This window comes from Microbacterium californiense (genome assembly GCF_047246625.1).
GTDB lineage: Bacteria > Actinomycetota > Actinomycetes > Actinomycetales > Microbacteriaceae > Microbacterium.
The window spans coordinates 1,512,803-1,536,641 of sequence record NZ_JBFOKQ010000001.1; the positions used below are offsets into that span (position 1 = coordinate 1,512,803).

The 23,839-nt window shown below is 70.6% G+C and carries 20 protein-coding genes and 1 pseudogene; 14 read left to right on the forward strand and 7 right to left on the reverse strand.

Annotation, left to right across the window (positions count from 1 at the left end):
* The first annotated feature begins 6 nt into the window (after positions 1-6).
* The 7 genes from AB3M82_RS07185 to AB3M82_RS07215 are packed head-to-tail and all read left to right on the forward strand — an operon-like array spanning position 7 to position 6,049.
* On the forward strand, positions 7-915 hold the full coding sequence (locus AB3M82_RS07185; protein ID WP_412956662.1) for a DUF58 domain-containing protein: 909 nt from the start codon (positions 7-9) through the stop codon (positions 913-915).
* Complete coding sequence (locus tag AB3M82_RS07190) at positions 902-1,390, forward strand: hypothetical protein (protein ID WP_412956663.1); 489 nt, start codon at positions 902-904, stop codon at positions 1,388-1,390. The genes AB3M82_RS07185 and AB3M82_RS07190 overlap by 14 nt, the downstream gene beginning before the upstream one ends.
* Complete coding sequence (locus tag AB3M82_RS07195; RefSeq protein WP_412956664.1) at positions 1,381-2,367, forward strand: VWA domain-containing protein; 987 nt, start codon at positions 1,381-1,383, stop codon at positions 2,365-2,367. Before AB3M82_RS07190 ends, AB3M82_RS07195 begins: the two co-directional genes overlap by 10 nt.
* The gene (locus AB3M82_RS07200) at positions 2,364-3,422 is read left to right on the forward strand and encodes a vWA domain-containing protein (RefSeq protein WP_412956666.1); all 1,059 of its coding nucleotides are present in this window, start codon (positions 2,364-2,366) and stop codon (positions 3,420-3,422) included. Before AB3M82_RS07195 ends, AB3M82_RS07200 begins: the two co-directional genes overlap by 4 nt.
* A complete protein-coding gene (locus AB3M82_RS07205; protein ID WP_412956667.1) occupies positions 3,419-4,210 on the forward strand; it encodes a tetratricopeptide repeat protein in 792 nt (263 codons plus the stop codon). Before AB3M82_RS07200 ends, AB3M82_RS07205 begins: the two co-directional genes overlap by 4 nt.
* Positions 4,204-5,316: a hypothetical protein gene (locus tag AB3M82_RS07210; protein ID WP_412956668.1), complete on the forward strand. Its 1,113-nt coding sequence runs from the start codon at positions 4,204-4,206 to the stop codon at positions 5,314-5,316. Before AB3M82_RS07205 ends, AB3M82_RS07210 begins: the two co-directional genes overlap by 7 nt.
* Positions 5,317-5,350: 34 nt before the next feature.
* Complete coding sequence (locus AB3M82_RS07215; protein WP_412956669.1) at positions 5,351-6,049, forward strand: phosphotransferase family protein; 699 nt, start codon at positions 5,351-5,353, stop codon at positions 6,047-6,049.
* A gap of 3 nt (positions 6,050-6,052) precedes the next feature.
* Here AB3M82_RS07215 and AB3M82_RS07220 read toward each other — a convergent pair whose 3' ends face one another.
* Positions 6,053-6,760: a ZIP family metal transporter gene (locus AB3M82_RS07220; RefSeq protein WP_412956670.1), complete on the reverse strand. Its 708-nt coding sequence runs from the start codon at positions 6,758-6,760 to the stop codon at positions 6,053-6,055.
* 136 nt (positions 6,761-6,896) lie between these two features.
* On the opposite strand from AB3M82_RS07220, the gene argG reads away from it, so the two are divergent.
* From argG to AB3M82_RS07250, 6 genes are all read left to right on the forward strand, one after another.
* Positions 6,897-8,345, forward strand: a complete 1,449-nt coding sequence (gene argG / locus AB3M82_RS07225; RefSeq protein ID WP_412956671.1) for an argininosuccinate synthase — start codon at positions 6,897-6,899, stop codon at positions 8,343-8,345.
* Between the two features lie 142 nt (positions 8,346-8,487).
* Positions 8,488-9,114: a TetR/AcrR family transcriptional regulator gene (locus AB3M82_RS07230; protein ID WP_412956673.1), complete on the forward strand. Its 627-nt coding sequence runs from the start codon at positions 8,488-8,490 to the stop codon at positions 9,112-9,114.
* A complete protein-coding gene (locus AB3M82_RS07235; RefSeq protein ID WP_412956675.1) occupies positions 9,111-9,905 on the forward strand; it encodes a hypothetical protein in 795 nt (264 codons plus the stop codon). Before AB3M82_RS07230 ends, AB3M82_RS07235 begins: the two co-directional genes overlap by 4 nt.
* Complete coding sequence (locus AB3M82_RS07240) at positions 9,902-11,731, forward strand: YhgE/Pip family protein (protein WP_412956677.1); 1,830 nt, start codon at positions 9,902-9,904, stop codon at positions 11,729-11,731. The genes AB3M82_RS07235 and AB3M82_RS07240 overlap by 4 nt, the downstream gene beginning before the upstream one ends.
* Before the next feature lie 162 nt (positions 11,732-11,893).
* Positions 11,894-14,539 (forward strand): penicillin acylase family protein, encoded by a 2,646-nt coding sequence (locus AB3M82_RS07245; protein ID WP_412956678.1) that lies wholly within the window; start codon positions 11,894-11,896, stop codon positions 14,537-14,539.
* Positions 14,540-14,631: 92 nt separating this feature from the next.
* Positions 14,632-15,393 (forward strand): alpha/beta fold hydrolase, encoded by a 762-nt coding sequence (locus AB3M82_RS07250; RefSeq protein WP_412956679.1) that lies wholly within the window; start codon positions 14,632-14,634, stop codon positions 15,391-15,393.
* A gap of 122 nt (positions 15,394-15,515) precedes the next feature.
* Here the strand turns inward: AB3M82_RS07250 and mnhG are convergent, their stop codons facing one another.
* From mnhG to AB3M82_RS07280, 6 genes and pseudogenes are all read right to left on the reverse strand, one after another.
* The gene (mnhG, locus tag AB3M82_RS07255; protein WP_412956680.1) at positions 15,516-15,905 is read right to left on the reverse strand and encodes a monovalent cation/H(+) antiporter subunit G; all 390 of its coding nucleotides are present in this window, start codon (positions 15,903-15,905) and stop codon (positions 15,516-15,518) included.
* On the reverse strand, positions 15,902-16,171 hold the full coding sequence (locus tag AB3M82_RS07260; RefSeq protein ID WP_412956681.1) for an MrpF/PhaF family protein: 270 nt from the start codon (positions 16,169-16,171) through the stop codon (positions 15,902-15,904). Before AB3M82_RS07260 ends, mnhG begins: the two co-directional genes overlap by 4 nt.
* The gene (locus AB3M82_RS07265) at positions 16,168-16,743 is read right to left on the reverse strand and encodes a Na+/H+ antiporter subunit E (protein WP_412956683.1); all 576 of its coding nucleotides are present in this window, start codon (positions 16,741-16,743) and stop codon (positions 16,168-16,170) included. The genes AB3M82_RS07260 and AB3M82_RS07265 overlap by 4 nt, the downstream gene beginning before the upstream one ends.
* The gene (locus AB3M82_RS07270) at positions 16,740-18,293 is read right to left on the reverse strand and encodes a Na+/H+ antiporter subunit D (RefSeq protein ID WP_412956685.1); all 1,554 of its coding nucleotides are present in this window, start codon (positions 18,291-18,293) and stop codon (positions 16,740-16,742) included. The genes AB3M82_RS07265 and AB3M82_RS07270 overlap by 4 nt, the downstream gene beginning before the upstream one ends.
* A gap of 209 nt (positions 18,294-18,502) precedes the next feature.
* Positions 18,503-19,012: pseudogene (locus tag AB3M82_RS07275) on the reverse strand (Na(+)/H(+) antiporter subunit C); the annotation flags it as partial.
* The gene (locus AB3M82_RS07280) at positions 19,012-21,978 is read right to left on the reverse strand and encodes a Na+/H+ antiporter subunit A (protein ID WP_412956688.1); all 2,967 of its coding nucleotides are present in this window, start codon (positions 21,976-21,978) and stop codon (positions 19,012-19,014) included. The pseudogene AB3M82_RS07275 and the gene AB3M82_RS07280, both read right to left, overlap by 1 nt.
* A gap of 305 nt (positions 21,979-22,283) precedes the next feature.
* On the opposite strand from AB3M82_RS07280, the gene AB3M82_RS07285 reads away from it, so the two are divergent.
* Positions 22,284-23,783: a hypothetical protein gene (locus AB3M82_RS07285; RefSeq protein ID WP_412956690.1), complete on the forward strand. Its 1,500-nt coding sequence runs from the start codon at positions 22,284-22,286 to the stop codon at positions 23,781-23,783.
* Positions 23,784-23,839 lie beyond the last annotated feature (56 nt).

Here is a 23,839-nt window from a genome sequence, read left to right on the forward strand (position 1 = left end):
GGGACCATGCCCAGTCTGATCACGCAGGTGAAGAGCAAGCTCTTCATCCACTCGTCGCGCAAGTCGATGCACGCGCTCGACGGCGCGCACGCGTCGCTCCTGCGCGGTCGGAGCCTCGACTTCGAGGACCTGCGCAAGTACGAGTACGGCGATCAGGTGCGCGACATCGACTGGCGGGCCACCGCGCGGCTGGGCACCCCGCTCGTGAAGCGGTCGCGGGCGATGCGCATGCACACCGTGCTGTTCGTCGTCGACACCGGGCGCTCGATGACCGCCCTGGCCGCCGATGAGCAGCCGATGAAGGATCTCGCGATCCTGGCGGCGGGCGTGCTCGGCGTGCTGACGCTGCGTCACGGCGACGACTTCACCACCGTGTACGGCGATGCCTCGGGCGCGCGGCGCCTCGCCCCGGGCCGCAGCGAGGGAGCGCTGGAGCACGCGCTGCGCACCGTCAGCACCGCCACCGACCGCAGCACGGCACCCAACGACCGCGACGGCCTGCTCCGCTACGTCACGCGCACGATCTCCCGACGCATGATCGTGGTGGTCATCACCGACGACGCTCCGATCACGAGCGAGACGGAGCGGATGCTGCGGCGCCTGCGCGTGCAGCACGACGTGCTGTGGCTCACGCTCCGCGACGCAGAGCCGGTGCTCGATCACGCGACGGGACGCATCCGCAGCGACGTCGACAGCGCCTGGGACGTGCCGGACTTCGTGCAGGGCGACCTCGCCATCGTGCAGCAGCTCCAGGCGCAGACGCGGGCGGACGCCGACCACCTCACCGAGACCCTGAAGCGCCTGGAGATCAGCCAGGCGGTGCTCGACGGCCAGGAGACGGCCATCCCGCAGCTCCTCCGCCTCCTCCACGGAGCGCTGAGCCGCTCGAACGGGAGGTCGCATGCCCGGGCCTGACGAGCTCTACCCGCCGGCGCAGTACGGCTGGGGATGGATGCTGCTCGCCTTCGGCATCCTCGCCCTGCTGGTCGCCGCCGTCTGGCTCGTGATCGCGCTGACGCGTCCGCGCCGGGTCGCCGTGGTCGCGGGCCCCGCGCCCCAGCCGCTCTACACGGGCGACGTCCTCAGCCAGCTGCGCATGGAGTACCTCGACCGCGTGCAGCAGATCGAGACCGACTACCGCGAGCGCCGACTGTCGCCGCGCAACGCGAACCTCGAGCTGAGCCGCGTGGTGCGCACCTTCGTGAACGAGTACAGCGGGCTGGAGGCGCCCGTGCTGTCGCTCGACGACCTCATCGCCCGCGGCGTGCATCCGGCGCTGATCGACGCGGTCCGCCGCCACTACTACCCGAGCATCTTCCGCCCGGGCCCGCCCATCGACCCGGTCGCGGGCGCCGAGGCGGCACGAACGGTGGTGCGGTCATGGCACTAGCGAACGGCTGGCTGGTCCTCGTGGGGGTGGGCGTGCTCCTCGTCGCGCTCGTGGTCGGGCTCGTACTCGGACTGCGCCGTCGCGGTCACGCGGCCGGCGGCGACCGTGCTCGCATCGCGCGCGCCGAGCGGCTCCGGTCGCTGCCGGCGTTCCGCGAGGCGCTGTCGCGACGGATCCTCGCGCTCTCCGGCATCCTGCTCCTGGGGGCGCTCACCGTGGTCACGGCGGGCGTGGTGGCCGCCCGGCCGATGTCGTCGCAGACGATCCAGCCGGTCGACACCAGCCGCGACATCATGCTGTGCCTCGACGTGTCGGGCTCGATGTCGGAGGTCGACGTCGAGGTGCTGACCGTGTTCGAGGAGCTGCTCGACGGCTTCGAGGGCGAGCGCATCGGGCTGACCATCTTCAACAGCTCCCCGGTGCAGATCTTCCCGCTGACCGACGACTACGACTTCATCCGGACGCACCTCGAGAGCATCCGCGAGAGCTTCGACTTCGTCGAGCAGGTGCCGGAGCACTGGGTCGGCACCCTCAACGGCAACGGCGCCTCGCTCATCGGCGACGGCCTCGCGGCCTGCGCCCTGGGCTTCGACCACCCGGACGACGAGCGGTCGCGCTCGGTGATCTTCGCGACCGACAACGAGGTCAACGGCGCCTCGATCGTCACGCTCGAGGAGGCGGCGGCCTACGCGGCCTCGAACGGCGTGCGGGTGTTCGCGCTGAACCCGGTGGAGGGCAAGGACGCCGATGTGAGCGCGGAGCTCGCCGCCGCGGCCGAGGCCACCGGCGGGGCGGCCTTCGGCCTCCGCGAGACGACGACCGTGGGCGACATCGTCGAGCAGGTGCGGGAGCAGGACGCGACGGAGCTGCGCGGTGAGGCGCAGGTGGTGTGGACCGACACCCCGAACCTGTGGATCGTCGTCACCTCGATCGCGCTGCTGTCGTTCGTGGTGCTGCTGTGGAGGGTGAGACTGTGATCTTCCAGCCCGTGCTGAACGTCTTCCTCCTGCTGCTCCTGTTCGTCCCGGTCGCGGGACTCGTGGTGTGGATCCTGGTGCGCGGTCCGAAGCCGGCAGCCCCGACGGGCGCCGCCTCGCCGGCCGGATCCGACGCCCGCCGGACGGCACGCGACCACCGCCTGCTCTGGGCGATGCGTCTGGTGCTGATCGTCGCCTGCTTCGTGATGCTGCTGCGTCCCGGCATCCCCGGGGGCGCGACGCGAACGCTCGCGACCGACACCGACATCGTGCTGGTCGTCGACACGACCGCCAGCATCGTCGCGGAGGACTGGGCCGACGGGCAACCGCGGCTCGACGGCGTGCGCGACGATGTGCGGGCCCTCGTGCAGCAGTATCCCGGGGCGCGCTTCGCGCTGCTCACCTTCGACGCGGCCGCCGAGCTGCGGATGCCGTTGACGACCGACACCACGGCGCTGATCGGGTCGCTCGACGTGCTGCGACCGGAGGTGACCAGCCAGTCGCGCGGCAGTTCGATCGGCCTCGCCGCCCCGCTGCTCGCCGAGACGCTCGAGAGCGCCGCCGCGTCGTCGCCCGACCGCTCGCGCATGGTGTTCTACTTCGGCGACGGCGAGCAGACCGTGTCGTCGCCGCCCGAAACGTTCGCGGCGAGCAGCGACTACACCGACGCCGGAGCCGTCTTCGGCTACGGCACCGCCGAGGGCGGCCCGATGCGCATCACCAGCGGCGGACTCGACGGTGCGGATGCCGGCTACATCGAGTACCAGGGCGACGATGCGCTGTCGGTGATCGACGAGCAGAACCTCGAGGCGCTCGCCGGGCAGCTCGGCGTCCCGTACGTGCATCGGTCCGCCGACGCCGCACCCGCGCTGCCCGAGGCGCCGTCCACCACGACGAACTACGCCGAGTCCGGCGAGGTCGGCAACGCGACCGAGCTCTACTGGATCGCCGCGCTCGTGATCCTCGCGCTGCTCGGCGTCGAGCTGGCCCGCGCGGCGATGCTCATCGCCCGGCTGCGCACCCTCCGCTCACCCGTCGATGGAGGCGCCGCATGACCGGCACGACGCAGGGCACGACGCTGCCCCCGATCGCAGACGCGCGCGAGGCCGCAGCGGAGCTCCTCGCCGCGAACCGAAGACGACGCCGCGTGCGCCGCTGGCTCCTGCTGGCGCTGCTGCCGGTCACCCTCGTCGGCCTGCTGTTCGTCGGCAAGCTGCTCAGCATGTACGCGTTCGCGCACCAGGCGATCAGCGCATATGTCGTCGACGACTACGCGGGATCGGAGGCGGCGGCTCACGGGCAGGAGTTCCTGAACTGGTTCGAGCCGTACAAGGCGCCGTTCAACGTCGGAACCGCGCGGGCCGGAGCCGAGCAGCTGCCCGAGGCGCGTGCCGACCTCGAGGAGGCGCTCGATCTCGCCCGCGGCCTCGAGGTGTGCGGCGTGCGCATCAACCTCGCGCTCGTCATCGAACGCATGGGCGATGCGGCCCGCGAAGCCGGAGACGGGGCCGGGGCGGCGCAGCTCTACGGCGAGGCGCTGACGGTCGTCATCGAGACGCCGGAGGAGTGCGACAGCGACCAGGCGCAGGATCAGTCGTCCGATCCGAACCGCGACATGTCCGACACGCTCGACGAGTCCGAGGATCGGCTCAAGCAGAAGCAGCAGCAGGAGAAGCAGGAGCAGCAGCCCGACGACGCCGAGCAGCAGGAGCAGCAACAGCCGCAGCCCGACGACCAGAAGCTCGAAGACCTGAAGGACAAGCTCGACCAGGGCACGCAGGAGCGCGACCAGCAGCAGGACGGCGACGATCCGGGCGGCTCGGGGACGGAGAAGCCATGGTGATGGACCACGAGCGCCAGCGGGCACGGTACATCGCCGGCACCGAGGGGGCGCCCCCCGTCCCGCCGCCCGGCGGGTACCGCGGGGCCCGACGGGTGCAGGGGCCCGTGCAGACCTCGTCGCCGTCGCTGCCGATGGCGACGGCATCCGCTCCCGACGACGCACGGAAGCCGGCGAACGCGCTCGGATGGATCGCACTGCTCGGCACCGTGCTCTTCGCGCTCATCCTGTTCGGCACGCTCATCGCGGGCGGCACCGACGTGCTCTACGGCGTCACGATGCTGGCGCTCCAGCTCGTCGTCGTCGCGGTGATCGTGGCCGCGATCTCCACCGCGCGCGGACGGATGCTGGGCGCCATCGCCCTCGTGATCGCCTTGCTGTTCAACGTCGCCACCGTCGGCGGCCTCAGCGCCCTGCAGACCTCGGCATCGGGCAACTACGACGGGGTGAAGACGGACGAGCAGCGGCACGCCGAGGCATACCCCGGGATCAAGGGCACCGACCCGCAGACCGTGCTCGCCCAGCAGTCGCTGGAGGAGGTGCGCGACGAGGCGGATGCGCTGTTCGCCGACATCCGCGAACGCCTGAGCGAGCGCTTCGGCTACACCTGGACCCAGGTCGGCGACGAAGACCTCCGGCCCGAGCGGAACGGCTACGGCGGCGAGTCGATGCTCTACGAGTACACCTCGACCGTGTGGGCGACCAACGAGCCGATCGAGGGCTACGACCGCAAGCTCGAGGTGCTCGCCGCGATCGACGAGGTGGTCGTCGAGCGCGGCCTGTGGAACCTCTACGCCTTCAACGACCCTGCGAACTCCGGCATCGACCGCACGATGATCGCCAAGCTGTACGGCAGCGACGACCCGCGGAGGCAGCACACCTGGGAGTCGTACACCGAGAACTACCCCGACCCGCTCCGCTTCTACGCCAACATCTACGACCTGTCGAACGATCCGGACGGCGGATTCCGCGCCGAGCGCGAGGCGCAGAACGCCCGCACCGGCGAACCGCTCGCAGGGCTGCAGCTCGCGGTGCTCGCGAGCGCCGTGCTGAGCGACGACGACCGCGAGGAGTTCGAGCAGAAGCTCACCGAGTATCCCGGATTCTGAGCGGCGCCCGCCGGCTCGGTGGGAGGATGGCGGGATGCGTCAGGGAGCGGTCGGTGCGGTCAGGCTCGTCGTGCGCGGCGAGCAGCGGCTGGTCGAGAAGCGACTGGCGGATGCCGCACGGCACGACACGGAGGTCCGCGCCCTGCGCGCCCTCGTCGGATCCGGGCTGCCCGTGCCGCGGATCGTCGAGGAGGAGCCGGGCGTCGTCCTGATGACGGAACTCCCCGGCGAGCGCCTGGACGATCAGAATCCGGAGGTGCGGCTGTCGGCGCTGCGCGCCTCGGCATCCTTCCTCCGTCGGGTCCACGCGCTGCCCCTTCCTGCCGGGCTCGCCGCCGCACCGGACGACCGCGCGATCGTCGCCCGGTACCGGGATGCCGGCGGGCCGCCGATCCCGCTGTCGATCCCGCCGTCGTCGGGCGTCGCCTTCTGCCACGGCGACTGGACCGACGGCAATCTCCTGGCCACAGACGGCCGCATCACGGGCATCGTCGACTGGGAGGCTGCGCACGTGGGAGACCCCATCCGCGAGCTCGCCCGGGCCGCTTGGGGCGCCGGCCGCAAGGACCCGCGCTCGGCCGACGCGCTGATCGAGGCGTACGGGGCGGATCCCGCCGAGGTGCGCGCGTGGGAGGCGATCCACGCCGCCGAGCTGTGGCTCTGGTTCGCCGAGGCCGGACCCCCGGAGTACCTCGCCGAGCTCACCGCCGACCTGCGCGCCTGGCCGGGCTGAGCGTCACGACGACAGCGCGAGTCCCGCCGCGAGCGCGAAGCCGAGCACGGTCGCGAGCCCGGTGGACTCCTTCGCCTTGGACTGGGCCTCGGGGATCATCGAGTCGACGAGCATCACGAGCAGCGCCCCTGCCGCGAAGCCGCCCGCTGCCGAGCGGAAGACGTCGCCCGTGACGCTGGCGAGGCCGAAGCCCGCGACGGTCGCGGCGGCGCAGATCACCGCGACCCCGGCCCACAGCAGCAGGACGCGCGACTTCTTCATGCCGCCGTCGAGCAGGTCGGCGGCGGAGCCGATCGACTCGGGCAGGTTCGAGACGAGGATCGCGACGACGAGGGCGACGCTCACGGGCTCGCCCGACGCGAGCCCGATCCCCAGCACCAGCTGCTCGGGGATGCCGTCGAGCAGCGATCCCACGGCGAGCTGCCCTCCGCCCGCCCCCGCCTTCTTCTTCGCGGCCCGGGCGTCGAGGATCCGGGCGGCGACGTAGTAGCTGAGGGCCCCGAGGGCGACGCCGATGACGAGGGGCAGGGTCCCCGCGCGATGCAACCCCTCCTCCCACAGCTCGAAGGCGATCGAGGCCATGAGCGCCCCGGCGCCGAAGCCGAGCACGATGCCGAGCCAGCGCGGCGGCCAGGCCCGCAGGAGGGCGAGCACAGCGCCGACGAAGAGCGGCGAGGCCGCCACGACACCCCACAGCACCGCCTGACCCATCGCGCACCTCCTCCGCCCACTCTGACACCGGCACTCGTCCTCCACCGGACGGCGCGCCCCGGCATCCGTTCCCAGGACCTGCGGGAAGGCGTCACGCGTTCGGGGGCGACACGCCGCCCGCCGTAGACTGGGAATCATGTCCAAAGTCCTCCAGTCCCTGCCCGTCGGCGAGCGCGTCGGCATCGCCTTCTCCGGAGGACTCGACACCTCCGTCGCCGTCGCGTGGATGCGCGACAAGGGCGCGGTGCCTTTCACCTACACGGGCGACCTGGGCCAGTACGACGAAGACGACATCGAGTCGATCCCCGGTCGGGCGCTCGAGTACGGAGCAGAGGCGTCGCGCCTGATCGACTGCAAGACCGCGCTGGTCGAAGAGGGCTTCGTCGCCCTCGCGTGCGGCGCCTTCCACATCCGCTCCGGCGGCAAGACCTACTTCAACACGACTCCGCTCGGTCGCGCGGTCACCGGCACGCTGCTGGTGCGCGCGATGAAGGAAGACGGCGTCGACATCTGGGGCGACGGCTCGACGTACAAGGGCAACGACATCGAGCGGTTCTACCGCTACGGGCTCCTCGCCAACCCCCGCCTGCGCATCTACAAGCCGTGGCTCGACGCCGACTTCGTCACCGAGCTCGGCGGCCGCAAAGAGATGAGCGACTGGCTCGTCGCCCACGACTTCCCCTACCGCGACTCGGCCGAGAAGGCCTATTCGACCGACGCCAACATCTGGGGCGCCACGCACGAGGCCAAGACGCTCGAGCACCTCGACGTCTCGCTCGAGACGGTCGACCCGATCATGGGCGTCAAGTTCTGGGACCCGTCGGTCGCGATCGAGTCCGAAGACGTCACGGTCACCTTCGAGGCCGGCCGCCCGGTCGCGATCAACGGCGTCGAGTTCACCGACCCCGTGGCCCTGGTGCAGGAGGCGAACGCCATCGGCGGACGCCACGGCCTGGGCATGAGCGACCAGATCGAGAACCGCATCATCGAGGCGAAGTCGCGCGGCATCTACGAGGCGCCGGCCATGGCGCTGCTGTTCATCGCCTACGAGCGCCTGGTCAACGGCATCCTGAACGAAGACACCCTCGCGACCTACCACGAGCAGGGCCGTCGCCTCGGCCGCCTCATGTACGAGGGCCGCTGGCTCGAGCCGCAGTCGCTCATGCTGCGCGAGTCCATCCAGCGCTGGGTCGGCTCGACCATCACGGGCTCGGTCACGATCCGTCTGCGCCGCGGCGACGACTGGACCATCCTCGACACCGTCTCCCCCAACCTGTCGTACGGGCCCGAGAAGCTGTCGATGGAGCGCGTCGGCGACGCCGCCTTCGGACCGGTCGACCGCATCGGGCAGCTCACGATGCGCAACCTCGACATCGCCGACTCGCGTGCCCGGCTCGAGCAGTACGCGGGCCTCGGCCTCGTGGGCGGCGCGACCGGAGAGCTCGTCGGCCGCGTCACCGCGGGCGAGTCCGCCGAGATCACCGAGGCGGTCGCGGGATCCGTGTCCAGCGAGCCCGACGAGAACCTGGCCGAGGCGTACGAGGTCGCGTCCGAGAGCGCGGCCTTCGACTCCGGCACCGACTGACCCGCCACGATTTCACGAGGGGGCGGATGCTGCGGTATCCGTCCCCTTCTGCGTCTCCCTCCCCGCTCACACCTGTCGCGGGATGCTGGGAGTACACCGAGTTATCTTGCACAACGGCGTGCACGATACGTACACTCGGAGCATGACCACCCGCGCACCCCGCCGCGACGCGCTCGAGAACCGCGCCGGCATCCTCGATGCGGCCCGCGCCACGCTGTCCGCCGACCCGTACGCCTCGGTCGACGTGATCGCACGCAGCGCGGGCCTCTCCCGCCGCACCCTCTACGGACACTTCGACGACCGCGACGCCCTCATCCGCGAGCTCATCTCGAGCGGAGCGCAGCGCTTCAACGCGATCGCCGAATCGGTGACCGATGCCGATGCGCGCCTCGCCCTCGCCCGGCTGGCCGCCCGCCTCTGGCGCGAAGCCGCCCACGTGCAGGTGGCCGCGGCCCTCGCCCTCGACGAGGCGCACGTCGAGCACACCGCCGAAGCGCTCGCCCCGCTGCGCCGGTCCGTCGCGGCACTCGCCCGCCGAGGACAGGACGACGGCAGCTTCCGCACGGACCTCGCCGCCCCCACCCTCGCGCGCCTCATCGAGGAGATGGCGCGCACCGTCATCTCGCGGACGGATGCCGCCAGCAGCGGCGCCGCGAACCTCGCGGTGCGGGCGGTCCTGAGCATCGCCGGACTCTCGTGGCGCGAGGCCGACGACCTGCTGGCCGCGCATCCCGACATCGTCGCGGACGCCTCCGAGGCGTCGGCATGAGGATCGCCCTCTCCGACGTCAGCAAGGGCAGAGCCGGGCAGGCGCTCCCGTCGACCACTCTCGAGTTCCACACCGGAGAGGTCCGGTACGCGCTGGCCGAGACGGAGCAGCGCCCCACCGTGCTCGGACTGATCGCGAGCGGCCGGATGCGCCCCGACACCGGTCGCGTCACCATCGACGGGAGCGCCGACACGAAGCGGCTCCGGCGGCAGGTGGCCCTGGTCGACGCCCCCGACGTCAGCGACCCGCATCCCGACATCTCCCTCGCCGGCGTCGTCGGCGAAGAGCTCATGTTCGCCGGCCTCGGCGCCACCCCGCTGCACGCGCGACGCTGGTTGTCGCGACTCGGATACCTCGAGCTGTCCTCGGTCGCCATCGGCAACATCGACCCGGCGGTGCGTGTGCGCATCCTGTGCGAGTTGGCGGTGCTGCGCGACGGCGTCGAGGCGATCGTGCTCGTCTCGCCCGACCGGCACGGCGGCAGCCCCGACGGATGGTGGCGCATCACCCGAGAATTCGCCGAGCGCGGCTTCGCACTGCTCGTGATCGTCGGCGGATCGGCGGCGGTCGCGCTCGAACGCGTCGAGGAGCTCGGCGCCGTCAACGCCTCGGGCCCCATCCCGGACGACGCGACCCGGTCCCTGAGCGAGGAGCGCAGCGACGAGACGAAGGGCTCCCGGCAACCCGACGACGCACCCCGGTCCCCGAGCGAGGAGCGCAGCGACGAAACGAAGGGCGCCCCGCACCCGCGCACCCCCCACCCGGATGACACGAAAGGAGCGGCATCGTGAAGGTGCCCGCCATGATCGCGGCGGAGCTGCGACGGCTGACCGCCAGCCGGATGGGCGTGATCGCGCTGATCGCGCTGGTGTGCGTGCCGATCCTCTACGGCGGCCTGTACCTGTGGGCGAATCAGGATCCGTATGCGAAGTTCCCCGAGGTCCCGGTGGCGCTCGTGGTCGACGACGAGGGCGCGCCCTCCGCGGCATCCGACGCCTCTCCCGACGACACCGTGAACTACGGAGAGGACGTCGCCGACAATCTGATCGAGGGCAACGCCTTCGACTGGCAGCGGATGACGGCCGACGAGGCGGCGGATGCTCTCCGCCACGGCACCGTCGACTTCACCGTGACCATCCCCTCCGACTTCTCGACGGCCTTGACCTCAGCGTCCGGCGACGATCCGCACCAGGCCCGGATCGACCTGGAGACGAACGACGCGAACAACTACCTGGCCTCGTCCATGGGCACGCAGGCGGTGGAGAAGATCCGCAGCTCGGTGGCCGAGATGGTCGGCAGCGAAGCGGCCGAGCGCCTGCTCACCGGCCTCAGCGACATTCGCGACAGCCTGGTCACCGCGACGGACGGCGCGACGCGGCTGACCGACGGCGCGGACTCCGCGGCATCCGGCAGCACCACGCTCGCCGACGGCACCGCTCAGCTCGCGGACGGCACCGCGCAGCTCGCGACCGGGGCTCAGACCCTCGCCGACGGTGCGCAGCAGGTGAGCGCGGGGAACCGGCAGCTCGCCGACATCGCCGATCGCGCCGGCTCCGTGGTGCAGCAGGCGACGGATGCGCTGCCGCAGGTGCGCACCGACATCACCGCCGTGCTGCAGGAGCAGGGCCTCGACCAGCAGGAGATCGACCGGGTGCTCGCGGCGCTCGACCCGCTCGCGACCCGCCTGCAGGACGGTAACTCGACCGTTCAGGCGGATGTCGGCAAGATCGATCAGCTCGCCGACGGCGCCGCGTCGGTCGCCTCCGGGGCCGCGACGCTCGCCTCGGGCGCCGACACGGTGGCCGCGGGAGCGTCGGCCGCGAACGACGGCGCGACGCAGCTGCGCGACGGCCTCGGCACCCTCGCGTCCGGCGCGGCCGAGCTGCGCGACGGACTGGCGTCAGGGGTCGATCGGATCCCGGCATCCACCCCCGACCTGCGCACGCAGCAGGCCGACACGATCGCCGATCCGGTGCGGGTGTCGAGCGACAAGGTCGCGTCCGCCGAGGACTACGGCGCCGGACTGGCCCCGTTCTTCGCGGCGCTCTCGGCCTGGATCGGCATCTACGCGCTGTTCCTCATCGTGAAGCCGATCTCCCGGCGAGCGGTCACCGCGCTGCACTCCCCGATCCGGATCACGGTGGCGGGCTGGCTCACACCGGCGGCGCTCGGCGCCGTGCAGATGCTGGGGCTGATGGGCATCCTGGCGCTGACGCTCGGGTTCACATTCGACCATCCGCTCGGCACGCTCGGGGTCATGATGTTCGCGTCGGCGACGTTCGCGGCGATCATCCTCGCCCTCAACGTGTGGCTCGGATCGGTCGGGCAGTTCCTCGGGCTGGTCCTGATGGTGCTCCAGCTCGTGACCGCCGGCGGCACCTTCCCGTGGCAGACCCTCCCGGCGCCGCTCGCCGCCCTCCACCACGTGCTGCCCCTCGGCTACGTCGTCGACGCGATGCGGCAGCTGATGTACGGCGGCGATCTGGCACGCGCCGGCGGCGACCTGCTCGTGCTGGCCGCGTGGCTGGTCGGCGCCCTGGTGCTCGCGATGATCGGCGTGACCCGCATGACCCATCGCCGCACGCTGCGCGACCTGCAGCCGAGCCTGATCGGGTGACGATCGGGGGTCGAGGAGCGGGTTATCCCCAGCCGCAGAATCGACCCCCACCGGCCGGTCGCCCGTAGGTATGATGCGAGGGCGCGTCTTCCCGAATTGAGACGCGCTCTGGGGCTCGGCGGTACTGAGTTCCATCGGTGCGACCTGAGAGAGCTCCCGACCATGACGACCGACGTGACGACGACCGTGCCCGCGCGCCCTTCACGGGCTGCCCGAATCGGACGCATCGCGTTCCTCGTCGTCGCCGGGATCGCGGTGGTCGCAGTCGCCGTCGCGTTCTTCGTGACCTGGACGATCCAGCGCTCCTTCCCGCACACCGAGGGATCCCTCGAACTCGACGGACTGCAGGGAACCGTCACCGTGCAGCGCGACGCGAGCGGCGTCCCCACGATCAGCGCCGGCTCGTCGCACGACCTGTTCTTCGCCGAGGGCTTCGTGCACGCTCAGGACCGCTTCTTCGAGATGGACTTCCGGCGGCACGTCACCGCGGGCCGCGTGGCCGAGATGTTCGGGGAGTCGCAGGCGGGCACCGACGCCTTCCTCCGCACCCTCGGCTGGCGCAAGGTCGCCGAGGCCGAGGTCGCCGCGATGGACGACACCACCCGCGGGTATTACGAGTCGTACGCCGACGGTGTCAACGCCTATCTCGACAGCCATGCCGGGGCCGAGCTGTCGCTCGAGTACGCCGTGCTCGGCGTGCAGAATCCCGACTACACGCCCGAGCCGTGGGAGCCCGCCGACTCCGTCGCCTGGCTGAAGGCGATGGCGTGGGACCTCCGCGGCAACATCGACGACGAGACCGAGCGCGCGCTGCTCGCGTCGGAGCTCGCCGCCGGCGGAACGGATGCCGCGGGCACGACTGCGCTGATCGAGGAGCTCTATCCGGCCTACCCCTTCGACGACAACCCCGTCATCGTGCCCAAGATCAGCGCCCTCCCGACGGGAACGGGCGCGGAGCCGGCATCCGCGCGCTCCGCACCGGACGACGGCACGGGCGCGGAGATCGTGCAGGCGACGACGTCGATCGAGTGGGAGGAGGCGTCGAGCGTCATCGAGGCCGCCGGCATCCTCATCGGCGACATGGGCGAGGGCATCGGCTCCAACTCGTGGGTGGTCTCCGGCAGCCTCACCGAGACGGGCCTGCCGCTGCTCGCCAACGACCCGCACCTCGGAGCCTCCCTGCCCTCCGTCTGGTACCAGGTGCAGCTGCGGTGCACGACCGTCGACGAGGACTGCCCGTTCGACCTGGCCGGATTCTCGTTCTCGGGTCTCCCCGGCATCGTGATCGGGCACAACCAGAAGATCGCCTGGGGCTTCACCAACCTCACCACCGACGTCACCGACCTCTACATCGAGCGCGTGCAGGGCGACCAGTACTGGCGCGACGGGGTGCTGCAGCCGATCACCGAATCCACCGAGACCATCGAGGTCGCGGGCGGCGACGACATCGAGCTCACGATCCGGTCGACTGTGCACGGACCGATCATCTCCGGGTTGACCGACGACTTCACCGCCATCGCCGACGACCCCGCGCCCGGACTCGCCGCCGGGGCGACGCCGGCGCCCGAGGGCGAGCAGGCCGAGTACGCGGTGAGCCTCCGCTGGACCGCCCTCGACCCGGGAACGGCGGCGACGGCCGTGTTCGGGTTGTCCACGGCACAGAGCTTCGACGAGTTCCGGGCCGCCGCCGCGCTGTTCGACGTGCCCGCGCAGAACCTCATCTATGCCGACACCGACGGCAACATCGGCTACCAGACGCCCGGGCGCCTGCCCATCCGCGGCGCGGGTGACGGATGGATGCCGCAGCCGGGGTGGGACAGCAGCTACGACTGGACCGGTTTCATCCCGTTCGAAGAGCTCCCCGTCGCGTACAACCCGGGCTCGGGGTACATCGTCACCGCGAACAACGCGATCGTGACCGACGACTACGACTACTTCCTGTCTCGCGACTGGGACTACGGCTACCGCGCCGCCCGCATCGCGCACATGATCGAGCGACGCGCGGCCACCGCGCCCCTCACCGCCGACGACATGCGCGACATCCAGATGGACGGCGAGATGTGGATCGGCAAGCGGCTCGCCTCGGCCATGGAGGACGTCGACGTGTCGGGCGCCGGCCCTCGGGAGGCCGTCGACCTGCTGCGCACCTGGGATGCGCAGAACTCGGCGTCGTCGGCAGCAGCCGCCTACGCGAACGTGCTGTGGTCGACCCTGGTGCGGAACGTGTTCGCCGATCGGGAGCAGCCGCTTCCCATCGACAGCCAGAGCCGGCTGTTCACCGTCGTCGGCGCCCTGCTCGACGACCCGGCCGCTGCGCTGTGGACCAATGAGCGGATCGGCGTCTCGAGCAGGGAGGAGATGCTGGCCCTGTCGGCCGAGCAGGCCTACGACGAGCTCGTCCGACTGCAGGGCACGACCGTCTCGCGATGGAACTGGGGCGACCTCCACGCGATCACGCTGACGAGCGACACCTTCGGGTCGTCCGGCATCCCACCGATCGAAGCCCTGTTCAACCGGGGCCCGTTCCCGGTCGGCGGAGGTGCCTCCACCGTGAACGCCACGGGCTGGGAGATCGGCAACGGCTTCGCCACGACGACCGTCCCGTCGATGCGCATGGTGGTCGACCTCTCCGACTTCGACGCCTCGACCTGGATCCACCTGACGGGTGCCTCCGGGCACGCGTTCCACCAGCACTACGTCGACCAGACGGAGGACTGGGCCGCCGGCATCCAACGTCCGTGGGCGTTCTCCGCGGCCGCCGTGAAACGATCCACGGTCGACACCCTCGTGCTGAGCCCGCGCGAGTAGCCCCGGAGCGCCCGTCGTCTCGTCGCTTCGCCCGTCGCTCAGAGACGGGGAGCGACACGAGGCACCCAGGCGACGTCGACTAGCGTTGACAGGTGCCATCCAGTTATCTCGCCCCGCAGGGCACCCCGGTCACCCTGTTGGAGTTCGAGCACGCGGGCGCCACCCTCATCGCCGAGACCTTCGGCGATGGAGACCCGACGTTCCTGCTGCTGCACGGGATCGGCATGGGCCGCAGCGTCTACCTCGACGTCGCCCAGCGCCTGCGCGGACGCGTCATCGCGCTCGACCTGCCCGGCTTCGGCGAGGCGCCCGAGCCCACGCGCACCCTCACGATGGAGCGTCATGCCGACCTCGTCGCGGCCTACCTGCGGCATGTCGACGCGGGACCCGTCGTGGTGATCGGCCACTCGATGGGCAGTCAGATCGGCGCGGAGCTCGCGGCGCGGCATGCGCTGCTCGTCTCGGGCGTCATCCTCGCCGGACCCACCGTCAACAAGGCCGCCCGCAACATCGGCGCCCAGGCGACGTACCTGCTGCGCGATCTGGTCGGCGAACGACCGCTGGTGATCTGGCGCGGCGCGCGGGAGTACCTCCGCGGAGGCCCGCACCTGTTCCGCAAGATGCGCGCGACGATCGAGCACGAGCCCGAGAAGGCCTTCACGCGCATCTCCGCGCCCGTGCTGGTGCTTCGCGGCGAGGACGACCCGCTGGCGCCTATGAGCTGGTGCCGCGAGATCATCGACGCCATCCCCGGTGCGCAGCTCGAGGTCATCCCGGACCACGGCCACGGCACGCTCATCAGCGACTCCGAGCCCGCCGCCCGGCTGATCCAGGGGTTCGCCGACGCCCTGTGACTCCGGCGCCGGGGCCCCGGGTGCCGGTGGCCCAGCTCAGGCGATCGCGCGGCATCAGGCCGATGCTGCACCCCGCGGCCTGATACCGCGAGAAGGCCTGATCTTGCGAGGACCGGGCAGCGCTAACCCGCGGCGGGCGGGGTCTGTTTCGCGTCGGCCAGTTCGTCGACGACGAGGTGCCGCTGCTCGATCGAGCCGTTGCGATAGGCCTGGCGTCCGACGATGTGGGCCGAGAGCGGTGCGGTCGCGAACTGCATGAGCACGATCGGCGCGACGAGCAGCAGGCTGACCAGGATGCCGCCGACACTGCGCTGCGCCAGGGCGATCGCGAGACAGATCGCCACCAGCCCGAGCACCTGGGGCTTGGTCGCGGCGTGGAGGCGCGAGGGGACGTCGCGGAAGTGCAGCAGGCCGACCGCCGCCGAGAGGCAGAGGATCGCGCCGATGAGGATCAGCACGAGGACGGCGGCGTCGATGACGGCATCGGGGACCATCAGACCGAACACGTTCATGGTGTGGTGTTGTCCCTTCTGGCGACGAAGCGGGCGACCGAGATCGACCCGAACACGCCGACCGCGGCGATGATGAGCATGACGGGGATGTTGCGGGTGTGCCCGTTGATCGCCATCTCGGCGCCGAGCACGCACATGACCTCGGTGAGCAGCACGTCGGAGGCGACGGCGCGGTCGAGGATCGAGGGGCCGCGGAAGATGCGGATCACGGTCAGGATCGCCGCGATCCCGAACACGACCATGATGACGGTCAGCAGGATGCTCATCGGGCACCGCCCTTCGCTGCGCGCAGATCGGCCTTGAGGGCACGGTACTGCGCCGGGTCGCCGAGCGCACGCACGACTCTGCGCTCCCACCGGAGCACGCCGGCGCGCTGCTTCTCGACGTCGGCCATGCTGTGCACCCCGATGACGTGGAGGTAGAGCACGCGGCGGTCGCGGTCGGCCTCGACGACGAGCGACCCGGGTATGAGCGACGAGACCACCGCGACGTGCGTCATGACGAGATCGTCAGCGTAGCGGAGCGGCACCTCCATGATCGCCGTGCCCGGCTGGTGCCGGAAGTCGAACACCTGGATGGTGACGGCGATCGCGCCGCGCAGCATCGCGAACAGGAACTGCACCACGAACAGCGCTCCGTACCAGAGGTTCAACCGGCCGGACAGCTCGACGGTCGGCAGGCGGAAGACGCGCGTCACGAACACGGCGACGACGAGGCCCGAGACGAAGGCGAGCAGCGTGAACTGGTTCCACAGCAGCATCCAGAGCACGACGAGCCAGCCGAGGAACGGCAGCTGCACGCGAAGGTCGCGCCAGAAGCGACGGGTCTTGGCTCTCATCCGCCCACCTCGTCTTCCAGCTGCACGAGCTCGACCGGCTGCAGGAGCACCTCGCCGATGCGGTCGCACAGGGCGTAGAGCGGTCCGGCGAACACGGTGAGCGCGACGGTCACGGCCACCATGCCGGCGGTCGCGATGGTCATGATGCGGGGGATGTGGCGGCGCTCCTGCTGCTCGTCGGCTGCGGGGGCGTTGCCCAGGTGCGAGATGCGGCCCTCGGTCTCGGTCGAGTCCTCCTCCTCGCGCCAGAAGGCGAGGTTCCAGGCGCGCATGAGGGCGTAGAGGGTGAGCAGCGAGGTGACGATGCCGCCCGCGATCAGCACCAGCATCAGCGGGGTGCCGACGGATGCCGCGGCCTCGAACAGCGCGAACTTGCCGATGAACCCCGAAAAGGGCGGGAGCCCGCCGAGGTTGATCGCGGGGATGAAGTACAGCACGGCGATCACCGGCGCGATCTTGAGCAGCCCCTTCACCCGCAGGATGGAGGTGCTGCCGGCTCTTCGCTCGATCAGACCGACCGCGAGGAACAAGGTCGTCTGCACGACGATGTGGTGGACGATGTAGTACACCGTGGCGCCGATGGCGGCGGGGGTGGCGATCGCCAGGCCGAAGATCATGTAGCCGACATGGCTGACGAGCGTGAACGACAGGATCCGTTTGAGCTCGGCCTGCGCGACGGCGCCGAGCACGCCGACCACCATCGTCGCGAGGGCGATGATCAGCAGCAGGGTGTCGATGCTGTTCGAGGCGAACAGCTGGGTCTCGGTGCGGATCAGCGCGTACACGCCGACCTTCGTGAGGAGTCCGGCGAACACCGCCGTGACCGGGGCCGGGGCGGTCGGGTAGGAGTCCGGCAGCCAGAACGACACCGGGAAGATGGCCGCCTTGATGCCGAACGCCACCACGAGCATCAGGTGCAGCACGAGCTGGGTCTCCTGCGGCAGCTCCGACATCCGCTCGGCGATCTGAGCCATGTTCACCGTGCCGACCGCGCCATAGATCATGGCGATCGCGGCGAGGAACAGGATCGACGACACGAGCGAGACGACGATGTACACGGCGCCGGTGCGGATGCGCGACTCGGTGCTGCCCAGCGTGATGAGCACGTACGACGCCACGAGCAGGATCTCGAAGCCGACGTAGAGATTGAACAGGTCACCCGCGATGAAGGCGTTGAAGATGCCCGCCGCGAGGATCAGGTACGAGGGGTTGAAGATCGAGATGGGGGTCTCGTCGCTGCCGTCGGCCGCACCCTGTCCGATCGAGAACAGGAGGACGGCGAGGAGGACGATGCTCGACACGAGCACGAGAAGAGCCGCGAGGCGGTCGACGTACAGGACGATGCCGAACGGCACCGGCCATCCGCCCACCGAGACGGCGAGCGGGGAGCCCGCGTCGACCACGACGAGCAGCACGGCGGCGATGACCGACACCGCGGCCAGGGTGATGACGGTGACGGCGACCTGCAGGCGGGCGTTGCGGCCGAAGATCAGCGCGATCGCGGCGCCGAGCAGCGGGAGGGCGACGAGGAGGGGAACCAGGACGCTCATCGGCGGTCCTCCTCGTCGGTGTCGTCGGGTCTGGGCTCGTCGGTCGATTCCGGCGGGGGCGCGGCCTCACCCGCGGATGCCGGATCGTCGGCGGACTCCCGGCGCCCGTCCTTGGACGAGGCTTCCTGGGAGAGGCCGTCCGCGGCAGGAGCACCCTCGGTCGGGGTCTCCTCCGCGACGGACTGCTCTTCGTCGACCTGATCGTCGAGGGGATAGGGGTCGGCCCGGTCGACGGGGGCGTCGTCGTGGATCGCGGGGTGGTCGCGCATGTGCAGCACGGTGATGGGCGCGGTCTGCACGCCGACGAAGTCGGTCGTGGCCTCGTCGTCGGCCACATCGCTCTCGTCGTCCATGAGGTCTTCGTCGGCGTCCGTGCGCTGACGCAGGGCGATATCGGCCTCGTCGTCGGCGACGGTGTCGGCCTGACCCAGCTGCCAGGAGCGGTAGATGAGCGCGAGCAGGAACGCGGACACGGCGAACGTGATGACGATCGCGGTCAGGGTGAGGGCCTGCGGCAGCGGGTCGCTCATCTCGCCCTCGGTGCCGTAGAACGGGGCGCTCCCCGGCACCCCCATGACGATGAGCAGCAGCAGGTTCACGGCGTTGCCGAGAAGCAGGAAGCCGATCAGCACGCGCGTGAGGCTGCGCTCGAGCATCGCGTACACACCGCAGGCGAACAGGACCGCCATGATGACGATGAGGGTGAGCGACACGTCCATCAGATGCGCACCCGCCCGTCGCGCTGGGTCCCGGTCTGACCGGTGCGCAGGGCCTGGGTCTGACGGTCGACCTCGGCGCCGAGGCTGCGCAGGACGTCGAGGACCAACCCTATGACGACGAGGTAGACCCCGATGTCGAAGATGGTCGAGGTGACGAACTCCATGTGCCCGAAGCCGGGGATCTCCCACTCCCAGAAGGTGCTCGTGAGGGGCGCGAGTCCGAAGAACAGCGGCAGCACCGCAGAGCCCACGGCCAGGATGAGCCCGGCGCCGAGGAGGCGACCGGCATCCGTCGGCGCGGCGGCGCCGAGCTCCCACCGCCCGCCGGCGATGTAGCGCATGACCAGGGCCATGCCCGCGACGAGACCGCCGGCGAAGCCGCCGCCCGGAAGGTTGTGGCCCGAGAAGAGCAGGAAGATCGACACCACGATGATGGTGTGGAAGAGGATGCGGACGATCACCTCGAGCAGCAGCGATCGGTTCTCCGGCTTCATCTTCTGCCCGCCGACCAGCCAGGCGCGCGGACTGTTCTCGTTCTCGGAGGTCTGGAACCGCACGCCCTCGGTGGTCTCCACGAGGGGGCGACGCCGGGCGGCACGGCGCTTGGCCTTGGGCAGGTTGCGGGTGGCGGCCAGCAGGTCGGCCCGGTGCGTGACGAACACGAGCGAGGCGACGCCGGTGGCGGCGAGCACGAGCACCGAGAGCTCGCCCATGGTGTCCCACCCGCGCAGGTCGACGAGGGCCACGTTGACGACGTTCTTCCCGTGCCCGATCTCGTAGGCGAGCTGGGTGAAGGCCGTCGAGATCGGCTCCGCCACCCGAGACTGCGTGGCGACGACCGCCACGAGCGCCATCGTGAGTCCCGCGCCGATCGCGAGGAGCGCGCGCGGGATGCGCCCGACCGAGGCGTTGTGCTCGCCCAGCTTCGACGGCAGCCGCCGGAGCACCAGGGCGAAGGTGACCAGAGTCACCGTCTCGACGAGGATCTGCGTCAGCGCGAGGTCGGGCGCGCCGCTCGTCGCGAAGAGCACCACCATGCCGAGACCCGTGACCGAGACCAGCACCACCCCGGTGTACCGCTTCTGCGCCTGGACGGCGAAGACCCCCGCGGCGGCCATGATCGGGGCCACCACGATCTGTGCCGGGGTATGCCAGGCGGAGAGCTGGAAGCGGTCGATGTCGGACGCGACGAGCGCCGTGATCTCGGCCGCGACGAACACGACGAAGATCGTGCCGACGTAGACGGGCAGCGAGCCGCGCTGCGTGAGCGTCGTGCTGAGGACCGAGAGGCGGTCGATACCGCGCACCACGAGGTAGTAGGCGTCGGATGCCGTGAACGGCAGCAGTCGCGCCTTGCGATCCCACCCGGTGACGCGGGTGAGCCAGAACAGGCCGATGCCCAGCAGGATCGTGAGGATCGAGATGCCGAGGGCGGGCTCGAGTCCGTGCCAGAGGGCGAGGTGCCCCGGTCCTTCGACCGCGACCCCCTCAGCGTCGAGGCCGGGCGTCGCCGTCTTCGCGTAGCCCTGCAGCGCGACGTCGAGCGCCGGAGCACCGATGCCGAGCGCGAGGGTCGCTCCGGCGAGCAGGATCGGCGCTGACAGGAAGCCGACCGGCGGGTCGGGCCAGGCCGTGTCCGGCATCCGATCTCCACGCTCGTCGCGCTTGGTCCAGAACGCTCCCCAGAGGAAGCGCACGCCGTATGCCGCCGTGAGCATGGAACCGAGCACGACCCCGATCAGGGCGACCAGACCCCACGGAGATCCGCCGATCGCGTCGTCGAGCAAGGCGGTGAGCGTCGACTCCTTCGCGACGAAGCCGAGCGTCGGCGCGATGCCGGCCATCGAGGCGACGGAGATGAACGCGGCGGTAGCCATGACCGGGGCCTGACGACCCACGCCGGAGAGCTCGCCGATGTCTCGGGTCGACAGCTGGCGGTCGATCACGCCGACGATCAGGAAGAGCGCCGACTTGAAGAGGGCATGGCCGAGCACCAGCGCGAGGCCGCCCAGCGCCGCGGCCTGCGTGCCGTAGCCGACGACGACAGAGAAGAAGCCGAGCTGGCTGACCGTACCGAACGCGAGGATGCGTTTGAGGTCTGTCTCGCGCAGCGCCTGGATGCCGCCGATCAGCATGGTGAGGATGCCGAGGCTGATGACGATCGGCCGCCACGGCGCGCTCAGCGCGAAGATCGGGGCGAAGCGGGCGATCAGGTAGATGCCGGCCTTCACCATGGCCGCCGCGTGCAGATACGCGCTCACCGGGGTGGGCGCGGCCATCGCTCCGGGGAGCCAGAAGTGGAAGGGGAAGATCGCCGACTTGCTGATCGCCCCGACGAGGAGCATGACGATCGCGGCATCCACGATCGGCCCGGTGGGCGCGAGCTCGAGGATCTCCCGGATGCTCGAGGTGCCGGCGAACACCACGAGGAGCACGACGCCGATGAACATCACCAGGCCGCCGAGGGTCGTCACCAGCAGGGCCTGCAGGGCGGCACGCCGGCTGGCCGCGCGGCGGCGGTAATGACCGATCAGGAGGTACGAGAGGATGCTCGTCACCTCCCAGAACATGACGAGCATCACCAGATCGTCGGTGAGGACCAGGCCGTACATCGCGCCCGCGAAACCGAGGAGCACGCCCGCGAACTGGCCGATGCCGGCCGAGTCGTCGCGGAAGTACCAGCGGCAGTAGAGCAGCACGAGGGCGCCGACGCCGGTGACGATCAACGTCATGATCCAGCCCAGCACGTCCATGTGCATCGACAGGTACAGGTTCAGTTGCGGGATCCACTCGACCGAGGCGAACGGGGAGTCGCCCTCGATCACCTGCGGCGTCATGACGAGCGCGTGGACGAATGCCGCAGCGGGAATGAGTGCGGCGATCACGAATGCCTGCGATCCCAGCCAGCGCACCAGAACGGGCATCAGAAGAGACCCGAGGAGGAACACGGCGAGGAGCGTCAGCATATACGCGGCTCCTCGGGGCTCGTCGGCCGAGAGACGGCACAGGCGGGCGGGTGTCCTCCCAGTCTACCGGGCGTTAGGGAACCGTTAGGCCGCTCCCCCTCCACCGGTTCCACGACGCCCCTGCCCCCGGTTCTACGACGCCCTTCGTCTCGTCGCTCCGCTCCTCGGTCAGGGACCGGATCCCCCCTCCACCGGTTCCTGAGCGAGCGAAGCGAGACGAAGGACGTCACCGGCACCACGACGCCCTTCGTCAGGGACCGGAGCGCGCACGCACGGTACGACGGACGCCGTGGGAGAGTAGGCGAGTGACGCGGGTGTGGGTGCGGGAGCTGGCGGGGTGGATGCTGGCCTCCGCCGTCGCGCTGCTCACCGCCGCGACCGTCGCATCGTCGGCGCGCGCCGAGCTGCTGTTCCGCGACGGGGACTCTCTGATCGTCGCGCTTCTCTCGCGATCGGTGCTGTCGGGGGAGCCGCTCGACTGGGCGATGTCGTCCGTGCTCTTCGTACCCGAGACGGCGGTCTTCGTGGCGCTCGACGCCCTGGTGCCGCTGGAGGCGGACGGCCTGCTCGCCCTGACCGCGGTGCTCAACCTGCTCGGGCTCTACGGCGCCCTCCGGCTCACCGCGGGGCGGCGTAGTGAGGGCTTCGCGCCGGTCGCCTGGTCGGTGGTCGCCCTCGGCGTCGTCGGTCTGCTCGCGATGACCGAGTCCTCGGCGTCGCGTGACGCGCTCGAGCCGGCGTCGCTGCAGCTAATGACGACCTACTACTCCGCGACCGTCATCGGCGTCGTGATGACGATCGGCGTCCTGCGCCGGGCCCTGGACCGCGCGAAGTCGGCCACGGTCCTCGCCGTGGCCCTCGCCGTGATCGCCGTGATCTCGGCCTTCTCCAACCCGCTGTACGCGGCGTGGGCGACGGTTCCGCTCTCCGTGCTCCTCGCGATCTTCTCCTTCTGCAGCGAACATCGGAAGCGCGCAGGCGTGCTGCTCGGCATCCTCATCCTCGCGTCGGCGGGCGGCCTCCTGCTCCGCATTCCGTTCGCGGCATGGATCGCGAACACCGGTGCCGGCTATGCGCAGCCGGAACGGTGGAGGGAGTCGATGGCCACGTACGGCGGCCTTCTCGCGGAGCGGTTGTCGACTCCGCTCGGAGTGCTGGCGGCCCTCGTGCTGCTGGCCCTGCTCGGCCTCGCGGCATGGTCGACCTCTCGCGCGACGGAGGCCGGGTCGCGGTTCGTCGCGACCGCCGCCTGGCTCGTCCCCGTGCTCGTGGTCATCGGGGCGATCGCGCTCGGCACGCACGCGTCCCGCTACCTCCAGCCGATCGCGTTCGCGCCGGTCCTGGCCCTCCTCGCCGTTCCCCGCGCCTGGGCCCTTCCCCCGTCGTTCCGCCGATCGCTCGCCGTGATCGTCGGCCTCGCCGTGCTCGTGGGCGGGGCTTTCAGCATCCCTCGACTGGCGGCGGCCGCCCAGCGTCCCGATGCCGATCTGGCGTGCGTGACCGACTGGGTCGACACCGCCGGCCGCACCGGCGCCGGTCAGTTCTGGACCGTCCGTCTGCCGAAGCTGCACCTCGACGACCCTGCGCAGCTCGTGCAGGTGGACCACCGGCTGCAGGGGTACGCCTGGCTGGTGAACCGCACCGACTTCGATGCCGCCGCCGTGTCGTTCCTCATCGAGGACGCACAGACCGTGCCGTGGGACCTTCCCGTGGCAGCGGTGCCGGACGACGTCGTCGACTGCGGCCGCTACCGCATCGTGGACTTCGGCGACGCACTGCTGCCCCTCGGCCCGGCGCACAGCTGAACCTGAAGGCCGGTCGGATCTCCACCACCCGCCGCATAAGGGTTTCCCGCGCTCTT